Here is a 16151-nt window from a genome sequence, read left to right on the forward strand (position 1 = left end):
TGATGCTGTATCGCGGGTTTTCACAGTCCGAGCTGGAGCAGGAATATTCCCCCAGCTCCATGGTCGGAGGCGACCTCACGCCCTATCTGAACAGCTATGCCGCCCTGAGTGCACAACACCGTGCCCAAATGACGGTGCAAGAGAACCTCGCCTATGGCGGAAGCCCAACTCAGGTTCTGGATTTCTTTCCGGCGAAAGGCGCTGGCGCGCCGCTGCATGTGTTCATTCATGGCGGATACTGGCAAGCGCTCAGCCAGCGCGAGTCGGCAATGATGGCCCCGGCCTTGATCGAAGCGGAGCAGTCTTTTGCAACGCTGAACTACACGCTCGCCCCCAACGCCCGCATCGGGGATATGGTCGAAGAATGCAGCAACGCGCTGTTATGGCTGGCCTCGCAGGCCGAAACGCTTGGGTTTGATCCCACGCGGATCACCTTATCGGGGCACAGCGCAGGCGCGCATCTGGCCAGTATGGTCATGGCACGTTCAGCCAACGATCTGGCCCGCGCCGGGTTACGGGTGCGTGATGTGATCCTGATCAGCGGGGTTTATGATTTGGAACCGATCAGCCTGACCCCAGTGAACGACCCGCTGCAATTAACCCCGGTCGAGGTGAACGACCTGTCGCCCATCCGCCACCTCCCCCGCCCCGGCCCGCGCTACCACGTGACCGTGGCCGAAAGGGACACGCCCGAGTTCATCCGCCAAAGCCGGGACTACGCGGAACTGCTACGCAAAGCCGGGCATGCCGTCAGTTTCGACCTGAAAAAGGGGATGCAGCATTTCGACATCATCATGCATTCGGGGACGTTTTTGGCGGTGTCGAGGTAGGCAGAGCATTGGACTTCGGTCAGATTTTTCGCCGCATCGTAAACCGATACAACCTTCCGCAGTCAAGAATTGGTTCCGACAGATGGCTATAGACTTTTGCACTGATTGGCGTTTTTTCAGCTCAATACTTTGAAAGCGGCTTGTTTGTCCAGAAATCAAGCAACGTTCTCGCTATCTCGGTCTGGTGGTGAGCATAGACCACTACGTCGAGCTTTTCCTGACCCAATTGGTTGCGTAGGGAGATCAACTCGCCGCTTTCAATCTCCCTATGCACCATGCTGAACGGCAACCAACCAACACCGAGACCGCTCAGGATCATTTCCTTTGCCCCAGTTGAGAAGGCCGTCTGACAAACTGGGTTTTTGCTGAAATCGGCGGTTCCGAACGGGAGTTTGCTCTTGTTCAATGCTTCGCCGAAATAGCTGTTGTCGGGATAGACGATGGCCGGTGTATCCAAAGGCACGTCACCGTTTCCGCGCACTGCATACCGCAATCCGCCACCGATGACCGGAATGAGGTAATCGTGGCCCCAAGTGCCGCGACGAATGCCTGCTCCGAACGGCATTGGGGCGACGGTTTGCGCCTCGTAGCATAGCAGCATGTTGGTATCGCCGCGCAGGAACAGAGTGACACAATCGTTCAGATTGGCAGTTCTGAGACGAAAACGGAGCTCCTTGAACGTGGCACGTGCACGCAGTGCCATATCAGGGAAGGTGGAGACGACCGATGCGTGTGTCGCGGCGATCGTCACAATCGAAACGGTGGGGCCATGTTGCGCAATTTTTGTACGCAGGTCATTTAGCCTTGCGATCAAAGAGCGGATTTCGGCTTCGTTCGAGGCCAGTGCCGGACTGATCTCGACCCGGTTCGATTTGCGATCGAGAACTTCAATCCCCAGCCACTCCTCAAAACTGCGAATACGCCTTGAGAACGCAGGTTGGGTGATGTTTCTGCGGGCCGCGGCCCGCGTCATGTTCCGCTCTTCCAGAAGGGCCAGAACATCATCAAACCACAGCATATTCATCCGCACCTCCCCAGCACCCAAAGAAAATGTATGAGCAGCCTGCGAAATATGCACTGTTTTTATTCTTTTTCTTTTGAAAGTGTTTGGCTGTAGGCAAAAGCAGGGAGAATGTGGTGGCTGAGACAATTCAAATGACCGACAGTGACGCGATGGTCGGGCCGGAGTTGGTTTTGAGCTTGTGCAAGGAGTTATCGCTGACGCTGGCGAAATTTCCTCGGGTATCGCTTGGCCATCTTCCTACGCCTTTGGAACCAATGGATCGCCTGAGCGAGGTTTTGGGTGGTCCGCGTTTATGGGTCAAACGGGATGATTGTACCGGTCTTTCGTCGGGTGGGAACAAGACTCGTAAGCTGGAATTTCTGATGGCTGACGCGGTCCAGAAAGGCGCAGATACAATCATCACGCAGGGGGCGACGCAATCCAATCATGCGCGTCAGACGGCAGCGGCGGCCGCAAAACTTGGCATCGAGTGCCACATCCTGCTTGAGGATCGCACGGGTTCCAATGATCCGAACTATATTCTGAATGGAAACGTCCTGTTGGATCGATTGCATGGCGCCAGTGTCTCCAAGCGCCCCGGTGGTGCGGACATGAACGCCGAGATGGAAGCTTGCGCCGCGCGAATGAAGACAGAAGGGAAAAACCCCTACATAATTCCGGGCGGTGGGTCGAACCCGATCGGGGCTTTGGGCTATGTGAATTGCGCGCGTGAGTTATGCGAACAGGCCGCCAATGCCGGGTTGAAAATTGATGCGCTGGTACATGCGACCGGCAGCTCAGGCACGCAAGCCGGATTGGTCGCGGGTCTTGCCACCCTTGAAAGTGACATTCACCTTCTGGGCATCGGCGTGCGTGCCCCGCAGGACAAGCAGGAAGGCATGGTCCATGATCTGGCGGTGCGCACTGTCGAATATATGGAAACGGGTACGCCCATTGCGCGCGAAAATGTGCGCGCAAATTGCGACTACGTTGGTGCAGGATATGGTCTTCCGACTGAAGGAATGATTGACGCGCTTAAGCTGCTGGCCCGCACCGAAGGACTTTTGTTCGACCCGGTCTATTCGGGTAAAGGGTTGGATGGTCTCATCGACCAAACCCGCAAAGGCTATTTCGACGGCATGGACAATGTCGTGTTTCTGCACACCGGCGGAAGCGCAGCCCTGTTTGGCTATCCCGAAACCTTTGAACTTCCTGGCTACGAGGCCTGAAATCTACAACAAACCAACAAGGAGATATCAAATGAAACTAAAAAAATACTTGATCAGCGCGGCTTTGGTTTCCGCTCTTGGCGCGCCACTCGCCGCTGAAGAGGTTAAGATCGGTGTTCCCACTTGGACCGGGGCACAGGCCATTGCCCATGTCTTAGGTGAGATCGTGACCACCCGCATTGGCGGCACGGTGGAGTATGTGCCCGGTAACAATGCCACGATCTTTCAAGCGATGGATCAGGGTAAGGGTGATATCGATGTGCACCCCGATGTATGGTTGCCAAACCAGGAGGCGTTCACCAATCAATACGTTGATGGTGCTGGCACAGTGACGCTGTCATCGAACCCTTATCAGGGCAATCAGGGTTTCTGCGTCTCCAAAGACTTTGCCGCAGAGATGAATATCACCGACATCGCGGATCTTGGACGCCCCGATGTGGCGGCTGCGATGGACAGCGATGGCAATGGCAAGGGTGAGATGTGGATCGGTGCCCCCGGCTGGGCCTCGGCCAATGTGAACGAGGTGAAGGTACGCGACTATGGCCTGTTGGATTTCATCGATCCGATCCGCGCCGAGGAAGCTGTGAAGACCGCGCGCATCAAGGACAGTATCGCCAAAAAAGAAGGATATGCCTTCTACTGCTACGAGCCGCATGCTGTCTGGTACATGTTTGACGTGGTGATGCTGACCGAACCAACTTATGACCCTGAGAAATACGTCATGGTGCAGCCCTCCGACGACCCTGACTGGTACAACAAGTCGATGGTAGCCAGCAAGGACGCCCTGAAGGAAGTGCAGATCGCCTGGTCCAACTCGCTTGGGGATCGCTCGCCGGCGATTGCGGAATTCTTCGCGAACTTCTCCCTGACAGCCGATGACGTGAGCTCGCTGGCCTTCGAGATCAGCGCCAATGGTCGCGATGCTGAGGAAGTTGCGGCCGAATGGGTTAACGCCAATTCCGAGCGTGTAGACTCGATGCTGGGTCTCTGAGCCAGACCTAAAAACAACGGGCAGCACCTAGCGGTGCCGCCCCATTTGAAGGCACGTACGGGTGGGCGGATGAGCGACGAGACTGTAATCGAAATTTCCAACATCTGGAAAATCTTCGGGGCAAAACCTAAGGCCGCTTTGGAAGCCATTCGTGCGCGGGGGCTGACCAAGGCTGAAGTCCTTGCTGAGTTCAACGCGGTGGTGGGCGTGGCCGATGTCAGCCTCAACGTCAATCGCGGTGAGATCTTCTGTATCATGGGCCTATCAGGGAGCGGTAAATCCACCCTCGTGCGCCATTTCAATCGCCTGCTCGAACCAACGGCTGGTAGGATCGAGATCGAGGGCACGGACGTCATGGCGCTCGGCACAAAGGAACTTCAGGCTTTCCGCAACCGGAAAATCGGAATGGTTTTCCAGAATTTTGCGCTGATGCCGCACCGCTCGGTCCTTGATAACGTGGCAATGCCGTTGGAAATCCGCCAGGTCGCCAAGAACGAACGTATGCGGCAGGCGGCCGCCATTCTCGACATTGTCGAGCTGGGGGCGTGGGGGTCTAAATTCGCTCACGAACTCTCTGGCGGCATGCAGCAACGTGTGGGGCTTGCCCGAGCGCTCGCGGCCAACCCTGATGTTCTGTTGATGGATGAGCCATTTTCTGCGCTTGATCCCCTGATCCGGCGGCAGTTGCAGGATGAGTTCATCCGGTTGTCCAAAATCCTCAAGAAAACAACGATCTTTATCACCCATGATCTGGATGAGGCCGTTCGCATCGGAGACCGGATCGCGATCATGCGTGACGGCAAGATGGTGCAGATCGGCTCGGCTGAGGACATTGTGATGCATCCCGCTGATGACTACGTTGCTGATTTCGTGGCCGGGATTTCGCGCTTGAAGGTGGTGCATGCTCATGCAGCGATGCAGCCCTTGGACAGCTACCTCGCCACGCACGACCCACTGCCGGCTGATATCGACCGGGTGGACCACAATGAGACACTTTCCGCATTAATTACCCGAGCCATCGACGACGAACGGCCGGTTCTGGTGTCCGAAGGTGGCGAGGACAAAGGTGTTATTACACGAGCAGATTTGTTGCGCACGGTGATTGAAGGGACGGAAATGTCATGAGCGAAGATCTTGGTGTGAACCCCCTTGAAGACACAGAAAGCGAAGCCGCGCAGGCCTATGCCGAGGAACGCCGCGAGAATATCCGCACTTTTGTACGCACAAGCCCCGATTACTACATCCGCAACTTCGACAAGATCGGGGCATCCGCGCGCTTTACGGCAACCTTCAACGTGATGGCAGGGCTTTTTGGTCCGATCTGGTTCGGCGCACGCGGACTTTGGTCATGGGCATTGGCCTTTCTTGTCGTCGAAGCGATCGGCTTTGTGCAGATCGCGCGGGGCTTGTTCGGAGATCTGGGAGCGGACGCACTGGCTCGTGTGACCTCGATCGAAGGCACGCTCGATTTGCGCTACCAGCAGCTCGCGGCAGCCCAAGAGAGCGGCTCGGATCGAGCCGCGGCCATCCAACGCCAGATCGAAGGGCTGGAGGCCAACATAGAAGGCTTCCGCGCCGAGGCTGAGTTGCTCGCTGCGCAAGGTCCGTCGATTGCACTCACCGGTGTTGCCATCTTGCTTGTGGCCAAGCTCATACAGGCTGTGGCCGCAAACTGGGCACTGGAGGCCCGGTTTTCTGACTGGCTCTCAGATCGCACCATTCGCTCTGGCATGCCGGTCAGCCAGATTGTCTTCAGCGCGGGTTTCATGATCCTGTTGGTCGCGACCGCAATGATCCACTACAGTTTCCCGGGTCGTTTTTCATTTCTTAGCGAATTCCCGACAGATAACTCAATTCGCCTGGCCAGTATTGACGGCGTAGAGGCATTCATCGCCTGGTGCGTCGCCAACAGTGTGGCGTTCTTTGATGGGCTCACCGCAGCCATTCGCTGGTTGCTGGATGCCATGGAGGTTGCGTTGGTTCAGACCCCTTGGATCGTGGTGGCCGCGCTGATCGTTCTGTTGACCTGGCTCACAGCTGGCTTGCGCATGGCTATTTGGTCTGGTGCCTTTCTGGCCTACATGGGCCTTCTCGGCTTCTGGGAAAAAGCTATGACCACTTTGGCGCTTCTCGGCACCGCGGCGCTGCTTTCCATCGTGATTGGCATTCCCTTGGGCATGTTCTCGGCGCGCCGACCTCGGTTTTACGCTGTCATCCAGCCAATCATGGATTTCATGCAGACCATGCCTGCCTTTGTCTTCATGGTGCCTGTGATTGCCTTTTTCGGGGTTGGCAAGCCAGCGGCAGTCATTGTCACTATGATCTTCGGCGGGACACCCGTGGTACGCCTTACTGTTTTGGGCCTGCGTGGTGTTCCTGAAAGCGTGCGTGAAGCTGCGATAAGTTTTGGCGCCAACAAATGGTATCTTCTCACCAAGGTCGATCTGCCGCTTGCCAGCCCCTCGATTCGCGCAGGCATCAACCAGACAATCATGCTGTCACTTGCCATGGTCGTGGTGGCCTCGCTTATTGGCGCGAAAGGGCTGGGCGAAGACGTCCTCGAGGCGCTGCAATATGCCAATGTGGGCCAGGGTATCCTCGCAGGCTTTGCCATTCTCTTCTGCGCGATGATCCTTGATAGGATCGTTCAAGGTCAGCGAAAGTGATCCCACTCGTCCTTGTTCATGGTTTCATGGGGGGCAGCGCACAATGGGATGGGTGTCGCGATACCCTGCAGCAGCAAGTTGATGTGATTGCAGTCGACCTGCCCGGGTTTGGCGCAAATGCACATCTGCCGCCAATCGACAGTATTGGCGGATATGCAGATTGGGTCGTCCGGCACCTTCGCGATCTTGGAGTCGAGAAATATCATCTGCTGGGTCACTCCATGGGTGGCATGATCGCTCAGGAAATTGCCTTGCGCGACGGTAAAAGGATTGACCGTCTTGTGCTATATGCAACTGGTGCCATCGGTGTTCTGCCGGGGCGGTTCGAGACTATTGAGCACAGTAAAAAGCGCGCTGCGGAAGACGGCCCGGCGGCCACCGCCCGTCGGATCGCAGCGACTTGGTTTCTGGATTGCGAAGCTGCGCCAGAATACGAACACTGCGCCGGGATCGCCGCTAAAGCCAAGCTGCCGGCCCTGGAGGCGGGCCTGGACGCGATGCAAGCCTGGTCAGGAGAGCAGAACCTTAGCCGAATCCGGCAGGAAACACTTGTACTTTGGGGCGATCGAGATCGGACCTATTCGTGGAGCCAAATTCAAATACTTTGGGAAGCAATTCCCAATACATCGTTAGCAGTTGTGCCAGGCTGCGCTCACGCTCTACATGCCGAGAGACCTGAGTTATTCATACGTTTAATCTCCGACTTTTTGGACCGCTGAGCAATACAAACAACCTGGACTTTTGCGGCGCAGCAGCCGAAGTCAGCTTTATCCGCAAATGTGAGTTGGATCGGGTCAGCCTCTGGATACTGCAGCCGCGGCGAAAGTCCGGTCTAACGGGCCGCGCCGCAGCGAAAGTTATGCACGGCCAATGACCTGTCTGGATGGCTCCTGCATTGCAAGAGATTTCTGCGATTGCGATGGTCTGTCAGTACAGTCGTGTGTCCGGCCTGTTTGCGTGGCGATTGCCATCGCGCCAGCCTACATGCTGGAAAACAATCTTCGGTCAAAGAAACTGGTGGAGATTTGGGTCGATCCTGACCCTTCTAATGACGGGCTCCATATCTCATGGGCAAAGAACCATTTGGGCCAGACGCGCATCAAGCGGATGGTCGATTGGATCGCATCTGAGTTCGCGTAAAGCAGACCTTCGGTTGAGGAAAGCGGACGGAAGCAAAGTCCGCACACCTGCCCTCGGATCAGATCGACTTGGCAGCAAGGCCGAGGTTGCATGGTAATTGATACCATCCGGAAGCAGAGTGTCTCAAACAATGCACCGAAAGTCTGTTGCGCAAAAAAACAGCGGCCCGATTCGACCGCTGCTTTCAATCTCTATCCCGAACCAAATCAATCCAGCGTCCGCGTAACCTCTTCGCGCTCGAAGATTTCGATCACGTCGCCTGCGCGGATATCGTCGTAGTTCTCGAACGCCATACCGCATTCCTGACCAGACTGAACCTCGGCCACTTCGTCTTTGAAGCGTTTCAGCGTTTTCAAGGTGCCTTCGTGGATCACCACGTTGTCGCGCAGCAGGCGGACGCCTGCGGACCGGCGGGCAACACCTTCGGTGACCAGACAGCCGGCAACCTTGCCAACACCAGTGACCTTGAAGACTTCGCGGATTTCCGCATACCCGATGAACTTTTCGCGGATCTCGGCGCTCAGCAAGCCGGACGCGGCGGCTTTCACGTCATCCACGAGGTCATAGATCACCGAGTAATAGCGGATTTCCACGCCCTTCTGGTTCGCAGTGTTCCGCGCCGAGGCGTTTGCACGCACGTTAAAGCCCAGGATCGGCGCACCGGACGCTTCGGCCAGGCCGACATCCGTTTCGGTGATCGCACCAACGCCCGAATGCAGCACGCGCACGCGGACTTCGTCGTTGCCGATTTTCTCCATCGCCTGAACGATGGCTTCGGCAGAACCCTGCACGTCCGCTTTCATCAGAATTGGCAACTCTGTGACGTTTTCGTCTTCCTTGGCTTTCTGCATCAGCTGCTCAAGGGTGGTTGCAGCACCGGCAGCGGCGCGCTTGTCCTTTGCGGCCTGTTCACGGTAGGCAGCGATTTCGCGCGCCTGCGCTTCGGTCTCGGTAACGTTCAGAACGTCACCCGCTTCGGGCGTGCCGTTCAGACCCAGAACCTCGACCGGAACCGAGGGGCCAGCCTCTTTGACGCGTTCGCCCTTGTCGTTGATCAGCGCACGGACTTTACCGTATTGCTCACCCACGACGAAGATATCACCCTGACGCAGAGTGCCGTTCTGAACCAGAACGGTAGCGACGGGTCCACGGCCCACATCCAACTGCGCTTCGATCACGGCACCCTGGGCTGCGCGGTCGGGATTGGCTTTCAGCTCCAAAATCTCGGATTGCAGCGCTATGGCTTCCAGCAGTTCGTCCAGACCCTGACCGGTGATGGCCGAGACTTCGACATCCTGAACCTCACCCGACATCTTTTCGACGATCACTTCGTGCTGCAGCAGATCGGTGCGCACCTTGTCCGGATTCGCATCTGGCTTGTCGACCTTGTTGATCGCAACGATCATCGGGACACCCGCCGCTTTTGCGTGGTTGATCGCCTCGATCGTCTGCGGCATCACCGCGTCATCCGCAGCAACAACCAAAACCACGATATCCGTGACCTGAGCGCCGCGGGACCTCATCGAAGTAAAGGCCGCGTGGCCCGGCGTATCCAGGAATGACAGTGTGGTGCCACCATCGGTTTTTACCTGATAGGCGCCGATATGCTGGGTGATGCCACCGGCTTCGCCCGCCACAACGCGCGCGTCGCGGATTGCATCCAGTAGAGAGGTTTTACCGTGATCGACGTGACCCATGATGGTGATGACTGGCGGACGTGGCTGCAGATCGTCTTCGCTGTCTTCGGCCTCTTTGATGACGTCTTCGACATCCGAATCAGAGACGCGAGTCACCTTGTGGCCAAACTCTTCGATGATCAGTTCTGCAGTATCAGCGTCGATGGTCTGGTTCTGCGTGACCATCATACCCATCTGCATCAGTGACTTAACCACATCGGCCACGCGCTCAGCCATGCGGTTGGCCAATTCCGAAACCATGATGGCCTCAGGTAGCTGAACGTCACGAATGACCTTTTCCCGCTCGACCGTACCGCCCATTGCTTTCTGACGCGCGCGCTCTTGCTTGCGCTTCATGGCTGCCATCGAACGCTGGCGGTTGCCTTCGCCACCGGTCGCTTGACCAAGAGTCAGCTTGCCCGAACGGCGGTTGTCATCACGCCCCTTGCCGCGGTTGCCGCGCTGCTCACGCTCGCGATCCTGCTTGCGTGGCGTCGCCGCTGGCGCAGGTTTGCTGGCCGAGCTACGTGCGGCTTTTGGCGCTTCAGGAGCCGGAGCCACAGCTGCGCGCTTGGCGGCTTCTTCAGCCTCTTTGCGCTGACGTTCTTCTTCTTCAGCCTTGGCACGGGCGCGTTCTTCAGCTTCGCGCTGCTCGCGTTCTTTGGCCTCTTGCTCGGCACGGCGACGGGCACGTTCTTCTTCACGTGCTTTTTCCTGCGCTTCGCGCTGTGCCGCTTCTTCGGTCTCGCGGGCCTTGGCAGCCTGCAATGCCTTCATACGGCGCGCCATTTCCGCATCGGAAATTCCAGCAGGACGACGCGACGGATCACCCGAGGGCGTTGCTCCACCGCTCGGCTTGCTGGCACCCGGCTTGGGGACCACCACGCGTTTGCGTTTGGTTTCCACCACGACATTCTTGGTGCGTCCGTGGCTGAAACTCTGTTTCACATTTCCGGGGCGCGCCCCGCCACGAAGACCCAATGTCTTTTTGCCGTCATTATCGCTCATAAAGCTTCTTACCCTTCCGCGCGGCCCCTGCCGCCGTCATCCGTTTCGCGCAAGCCACGCAGGCGCTGCGCTTCCTCTACAACACGTTTGGCAAGACCGCCAGAGGCCAAGGCCGCATGAATCACGGTTTGGCGCCCAAATGCCTGTCCTAATTCATCTGCCGTCAGCCAACCGATGTACTTTCCAAAGTGTGGCGTACTGAGTTTCGACTTGCCACGCCCCGATCCATCTGCGGCCTGAATCAGCACCTGTGCTTCTTCCCGGTCCAGCCAGGTCTTGACCTTTTCGTAGCCCGCAACCGCATCACCAGACTTGCGCGCGAGGCTCAACAGCTCGATCACCCGACGAGCGACCTGCTTTTCCACTTCGTCGATCAGGTCTTTAGGCGCAGTTACCTGCGTCTTGAACCCGCGCGAGAACAGTTTCTTTCCAACGGCCTTATCCAAAGCCGCACGATCCGCCGCGACATAGACCCCGCGCCCCGGCAATTTTGCCGCGACATCCGGATAGACCTGTCCATCCGGGCCGGTGACAAAGCGGATCAGCCCGTATTTGGGCTGTACCTCGCCCGTGGCGATGCACTTCCGCTCTGGCCCATCGGACCGATCCTTATGGACGCCACCGCGACCCATGTCAGCCACCCGAGGCCCTGAGATCAGGCCTCGGCCTCCTCTTCTACAACGTCGCCGTCTTCTTCGGCTTGCTCCAGCTCAGCCGGGTCAACCCAGCCCAGCATAATGCGCGCCGTCATCACCAGATCCTGCGCCTCTTCCAGCGAAATGCCGAAAGGTTCCAGAACACCGTCATCCTTGATGCGTTCGCCATCGACCGTGGTCCAGCCACCGGCCAGTTCCCAGTCAGCGCAGGTTGCGAAGTCTTCCAGCGTCTTCACATCATCCTTGGCCAGCGCCTCTACCATCTGGGGTGTCAGGCCTTCGAATTCAATAAGGCTGTCCTCGACACCCAGCGCGCGCGCCGCATCCAGCGCTGCCTTGGCCTGTGCCTCCAGGAATTCCCGCGCACGGGTCTGCAATTCCTGTGCGGTGCCTTCATCAACGCCATCGATGACCAAGAGTTCTTCAATCTCGACATAGGCAACCTCTTCGAGGTTGGTAAAGCCCTCCGACACCAGCAGCTGTGCGAAGAATTCGTCCAGATCCAGTGTTTCCATGAACAACTGCGTCCGGGCTTCGAATTCCTTCTGACGACGCGCCGATTCTTCGGCCTCGGTCATGATGTCGATGTCCAGATTGGTCAGCTGGCTGGCCAGACGCACGTTCTGACCACGGCGACCGATAGCGAGGGACAGTTGTTCCTCGGGCACCACAACCTCGATCTTGCCGGCCTCTTCGTCCAGAACCACCTTGGAAACCTCGGCAGGTTGCAGCGCGTTCACCAGGAAGGTCGGCTGATCTTCGTTCCACGGAATGATGTCGATCTTTTCGCCCTGCAGCTCGTTCACAACGGCCTGCACACGGCTGCCGCGCATACCAACACAGGCGCCCACAGGGTCAATCGAGCCATCATAGGAAATCACAGCGATCTTGGCGCGCGAGCCAGGGTCACGAGCTACGGCTTTGACCTCGATGATGCCGTCATAGATTTCCGGCACTTCCATCTTGAACAGCTCGGCCATAAATTCCGGCGCGGTGCGCGACAGGAAGATCTGGTGGCCACGAACCTCGCGGCGGACCTCTTTGATGTAAGCACGCACGCGGTCATTCGGGCGATAGCTTTCGCGGCCGATCTTGTCATTGCGGCGCAGAACCGCCTCGGCACCGCCCAGATCGACGATGACATTACCGAATTCTTCACGCTTGACGGCACCGTTGATGATGGTGCCCGCGCGATCCTTGAATTCTTCATACTGACGGTCGCGCTCTGCTTCGCGGACCTTCTGCAAGATCACCTGCTTGGCGGATTGTGCCGCGATACGGCCCATCTCGACCGGCGGAACCTCTTCAACGAAGACATCACCGACCTCAGGGTTTTCCATATATTGTTTGGCCTGCTCAACGGTGAACTCAGCCTGATAGTTCTCAAGCTCTTCATCCTCAACCACAGTGCGGACACGGGTAAAGGTCGCCTTGCCGGTTTTGCGGTCGATGGAGACACGAATGTCCATCTCAGCGCCGTAGCGGCTCTTGGCGGCGCGGGCGAGCGATTCTTCCATCGCTTCGACAACCAGACCGGGGTCGATCATCTTTTCGCGGGCCACGGCCTCGGCGGTCTGCAGCAGCTCCAGCTGGTTGGCTGAGGTGATTGCCATCAGTTCGTCTCCTCTTCGGACCCTTCGGTCTCAATCTCGTCGAAAGCGTTTTCGTTCAGGGCACCGGCGTCTTTGCGCTGGCGCAGCATTTCCTTGATCAAGTCATCGGTCAGGACCAGCTTGGCATCGCTCAGCCAGTCGAATTGCAGCCCGATGGTGATGGTCTCAGACCCTTCGGGAATGTTGATCAGAACCTCATTCCCTTCGATCCCAGCCAATTCGCCCTTGAACCGGCGGCGGCCGTCGATCAGTTCCGCAGTTTCGATCTTGGCCTCGTACCCTTCGAATGTCTCAAAATCCTTGAGACGGGTCAGTGGTCGGTCGATGCCTGGGCTGGACACTTCCAGCGTATAGGCGTCCAAAATCGGGTCCTCGACATCCAGTGTGGCGCTGACCGCATTGGAAATCTCGGCGCAATCATCTACCTCGATACCGCCATCGGGCTTGTCGGCCATGATCTGCATCGTCGTGGTTTTGCCGCTCATCAAGCGAATACGGACAAGCTCATACCCCAGATCCTCGATCACCGGGGTGATGATCTCGGCCAGTCGCCGGTCGATGGCAGCTTTGGCTATCAGGTCGTTTGTCATTCAGGTCTCTACCCTATCGTCGGGCACAAAAAAACGGGCGCGCGGCCCGTCGAATTTTCCGGTGGAGCCTTGAACCAGAAGTCCAACGCGCCGCTGTTGCAACTGCATATACGCAGGAGTTTCCGAGTCTGCAACCCCCGGCGCAAAACGTGATCGAATTTACGCCAGCCACCACCGTTCGGCGATGCGCCCATCATCCAGCGCAGCTTTGCCGATCTGCCTGGGCATCCCGACATGAGGTGCAACGGCCAACGACAAATCCGTGTCATTCGGGAAAAATCGCAGGCCGCGTTTGTCGCGCAACTGATCGCCCGCTGGCAGCGCTGCGATATCGACATAGCCATCGCGCAACGCCTCGGCCCGCACATGCGCATCGGGGATCACGATGATCTCGATCTTGTTGGCCCATCCGGCGGTACCGTCCTTATAGTGATCGGCCAATTTCCGGCCCAGGAAGTTCCGATCATCCTCGGCCCTTTCAACCCGGTAGCTGCCCGTGCCATTGGCCAGTTTCAAGGGCGTCACACCCGAACCGTTCCGCGTGATCACAAACCTTGTGCCTGCCAACTGGAATGGAAGACTCGTGTTGGGTGCGGCAAGTTCAACGCGTATTTCAGACGCAGAGAGGGCCTCTGCCCGCCCAAACTCGGCCAGTACCGGCAGGATATCGGCCACAGTCAAATCTGAGCCGTCGTGGAATTGAACCCCCTCGCGCAGGCTGAACGTCCAGACGCAGGCATCCGCATCGGTTTTCCAAGTGGTCGCCAACTCGGGCCGTAGCGTCCCGTCGGGCGCGATCTCGGTCAGGGTATCGAACACAGCACCACGGGCGACCTGTTCCAGGCTGTCATCGCGTGGTACGGCCAAACGCAAAGTCCCACCAGCCTTGGGTGTATCCGCCAAAGACGCCCCCGTTGCCGCAAGCAATGCAGCCGCAGCACCCGAAGCGAACAAAGCACGGCGGTCCATCCGGGTCATGCCCACCCCTCCGCCACGCGATCCATGATGCGCACTAGCTCAGCACTGATACCGGGCTCGGACAAGGCATGCCCGGCCTGGCGTACCATCTTCAACTCAGCATTCGGCCAGCGTTCCGACAGGTCCCACGCAGCTTGCGGTGGGCAGATCATATCATACCGGCCCTGAACGATATGGCCGGGGATATGCGCGATCCGGTCCATCTGATCCAGAATCTGCCCGTCCTTTTCCAAAAAAGCGTTGTTGGTGAAATAGTGATTTTCGAGACGCGCAAAGGCCCGCGCATATTCGCCGGGGCTTTCGCCCACCACACCGTTGGAATGGATCGAGGCCAACGCATTTTCCCAGGCCGACCATGCCTTGGCATACAGGATTTCGGTTGCACGATCGCCCGAGAACAGGCGTTTGTTGTAGGCTTTGATCGTATCCGACAGCTCATCTTCGGCCAGCAGAGAGGTGAACTTGGCCCAAGGTTCGGGCCAGAACTTGCCTGCACCGCCGCCATAGAACCAATCCAGCTCGGATTGGGTCGCCAGAAACACCCCACGCAACACCAGACGGCTCACTCGATCCGGATGGGCCTGCGCATAGATCAGCGCCAAGGTCGCGCCCCAGCTGCCGCCAAACACCGTCCATTCATCAATATCCAGAAGCGACCGCAGACGCTCGATATCCTCGACTAGATGCCAAGTTGTATTGTTCTCGACCGAGGCATGAGGCCGCGACTTCCCGCATCCGCGCTGATCGAACAGAATCACCCGGAACACGCGCGGATCGAAATAGCGCCGCATCGCCGGGCTGCAGCCACCACCCGGTCCACCATGCAGTACCACCACCGGCAAGCCGTCGGGATTGCCGAATTGTTCCATATAAATCTGGTGCCCATCGCCCACACTGACCAACCGCTGATCGAACGGGTCGATCGGCGGGTACAAATATTGCACTGCGCGCTTTTGGTCCGGGTACTTGTCCATTATGGCCCTATATAGTCCTCAAGACGTAAAAGAGCATACGGAGACAGGAATGCAAGCGCATCCGAACACGGTTGACCCATCCGAGATCGCAAAATTCGAGGCGATGGCGGCCGAATGGTGGGATCCGAACGGAAAATTCAAGCCATTGCATATGCTGAACCCCTGTCGTCTGGACTATATCACACAGCAGATCGCCGGGGAATTTGACCGTGATCTGAAGGCTGCGAAACCGTTCGAAGGCCTGCGCCTGCTGGATATCGGCTGCGGCGGAGGTTTGCTGAGCGAACCGATGGCCCGCCTTGGCGCGACGGTCGTAGGCGCAGATGCCGCCGAGCGCAACTTGCCCGTCGCCCGCATCCATGCCGAGCAATCGGGGCTGGAGATCGACTATCGCCACACAACGGCCGAGGATATGGCCGCCGCAGGCGAACAGTTCGACGTTGTGCTGAACATGGAGGTGGTCGAGCATGTGGCCGACCCACTGGGTTTTCTGACCGCATCGCAGCACTTGCTGAAGCCGGGTGGATTGCTGATCTGCTCGACCATTAACCGCAACCCGAAATCCTATGCGATGGCCATCTTCGGGGCCGAGGTCGTCATGCGCTGGCTGCCCCGCGGCACACATGAATGGAACAAGTTTATTACCCCTGACGAGCTGTTCGACCTGCTGCGCCAAGCCGGATTGGAACCCGTGGATCGCAAAGGGTTCGTATTCAACCCGATCCTGTGGACTTGGTCGATCTCGGACCGGGATTTGAGCGTGAATTATGTGACGGCGAGTGTGAAGGCGGGGTGAG

General features: G+C 57.8%; 14 protein-coding genes. 7 read left to right on the plus strand and 7 right to left on the minus strand.

Annotated elements, in window-relative coordinates:
• Positions 1–2 precede the first annotated feature (2 nt).
• Positions 3–830, plus strand: coding sequence for an alpha/beta hydrolase (locus ABLN87_RS17395; RefSeq protein ID WP_353012571.1), 828 nt, complete (start codon positions 3–5; stop codon positions 828–830).
• A gap of 121 nt (positions 831–951) precedes the next feature.
• Here ABLN87_RS17395 and ABLN87_RS17400 read toward each other — a convergent pair whose 3' ends face one another.
• The gene (locus ABLN87_RS17400) at positions 952–1854 is read right to left on the minus strand and encodes a LysR family transcriptional regulator (protein WP_353012574.1); all 903 of its coding nucleotides are present in this window, start codon (positions 1852–1854) and stop codon (positions 952–954) included.
• 149 nt (positions 1855–2003) lie between these two features.
• On the opposite strand from ABLN87_RS17400, the gene ABLN87_RS17405 reads away from it, so the two are divergent.
• The 5 genes from ABLN87_RS17405 to ABLN87_RS17425 all read left to right on the plus strand — a co-directional run bounded on the left by ABLN87_RS17405 (position 2004) and on the right by ABLN87_RS17425 (position 7438).
• Positions 2004–3062, plus strand: coding sequence for a D-cysteine desulfhydrase (locus ABLN87_RS17405; RefSeq protein ID WP_353012868.1), 1059 nt, complete (start codon positions 2004–2006; stop codon positions 3060–3062).
• 31 nt (positions 3063–3093) lie between these two features.
• Positions 3094–4053 (plus strand): glycine betaine ABC transporter substrate-binding protein, encoded by a 960-nt coding sequence (locus tag ABLN87_RS17410; RefSeq protein ID WP_353012577.1) that lies wholly within the window; start codon positions 3094–3096, stop codon positions 4051–4053.
• Positions 4054–4122: 69 nt separating this feature from the next.
• Entirely contained in the window at positions 4123–5178 is a 1056-nt protein-coding gene (locus ABLN87_RS17415) for a quaternary amine ABC transporter ATP-binding protein (RefSeq protein ID WP_353012580.1), read from the plus strand.
• On the plus strand, positions 5175–6719 hold the full coding sequence (locus tag ABLN87_RS17420; protein WP_353012583.1) for an ABC transporter permease subunit: 1545 nt from the start codon (positions 5175–5177) through the stop codon (positions 6717–6719). The genes ABLN87_RS17415 and ABLN87_RS17420 overlap by 4 nt, the downstream gene beginning before the upstream one ends.
• Positions 6716–7438 (plus strand): alpha/beta fold hydrolase, encoded by a 723-nt coding sequence (locus ABLN87_RS17425; protein WP_353012585.1) that lies wholly within the window; start codon positions 6716–6718, stop codon positions 7436–7438. The genes ABLN87_RS17420 and ABLN87_RS17425 overlap by 4 nt, the downstream gene beginning before the upstream one ends.
• A gap of 627 nt (positions 7439–8065) precedes the next feature.
• Here the strand turns inward: ABLN87_RS17425 and infB are convergent.
• From infB to pip, 6 genes are all read right to left on the minus strand, one after another.
• Positions 8066–10543: a translation initiation factor IF-2 gene (gene infB / locus ABLN87_RS17430; RefSeq protein WP_353012588.1), complete on the minus strand. Its 2478-nt coding sequence runs from the start codon at positions 10541–10543 to the stop codon at positions 8066–8068.
• Positions 10544–10551: 8 nt separating this feature from the next.
• Positions 10552–11175 (minus strand): RNA-binding protein, encoded by a 624-nt coding sequence (locus tag ABLN87_RS17435; RefSeq protein WP_353012591.1) that lies wholly within the window; start codon positions 11173–11175, stop codon positions 10552–10554.
• Positions 11176–11198: 23 nt separating this feature from the next.
• Positions 11199–12812: a transcription termination factor NusA gene (nusA, locus tag ABLN87_RS17440; protein ID WP_353012593.1), complete on the minus strand. Its 1614-nt coding sequence runs from the start codon at positions 12810–12812 to the stop codon at positions 11199–11201.
• On the minus strand, positions 12812–13402 hold the full coding sequence (gene rimP, locus ABLN87_RS17445; RefSeq protein WP_353012595.1) for a ribosome maturation factor RimP: 591 nt from the start codon (positions 13400–13402) through the stop codon (positions 12812–12814). Before rimP ends, nusA begins: the two co-directional genes overlap by 1 nt.
• A 159-nt stretch (positions 13403–13561) precedes the next feature.
• The gene (locus ABLN87_RS17450; RefSeq protein WP_353012598.1) at positions 13562–14380 is read right to left on the minus strand and encodes an ABC transporter substrate-binding protein; all 819 of its coding nucleotides are present in this window, start codon (positions 14378–14380) and stop codon (positions 13562–13564) included.
• On the minus strand, positions 14377–15354 hold the full coding sequence (gene pip / locus ABLN87_RS17455; protein ID WP_353012601.1) for a prolyl aminopeptidase: 978 nt from the start codon (positions 15352–15354) through the stop codon (positions 14377–14379). Before pip ends, ABLN87_RS17450 begins: the two co-directional genes overlap by 4 nt.
• Before the next feature lie 49 nt (positions 15355–15403).
• Between pip and ubiG the strand changes: the two genes are divergently transcribed.
• Positions 15404–16150, plus strand: a complete 747-nt coding sequence (ubiG, locus tag ABLN87_RS17460; protein WP_353012604.1) for a bifunctional 2-polyprenyl-6-hydroxyphenol methylase/3-demethylubiquinol 3-O-methyltransferase UbiG — start codon at positions 15404–15406, stop codon at positions 16148–16150.
• The last annotated feature ends 1 nt before the right edge of the window (position 16151 follow it).

It is taken from the genome of Ruegeria sp. SCP10 (assembly GCF_040329495.1).
In the GTDB taxonomy this organism is placed as follows: Bacteria; Pseudomonadota; Alphaproteobacteria; order Rhodobacterales; family Rhodobacteraceae; genus Ruegeria.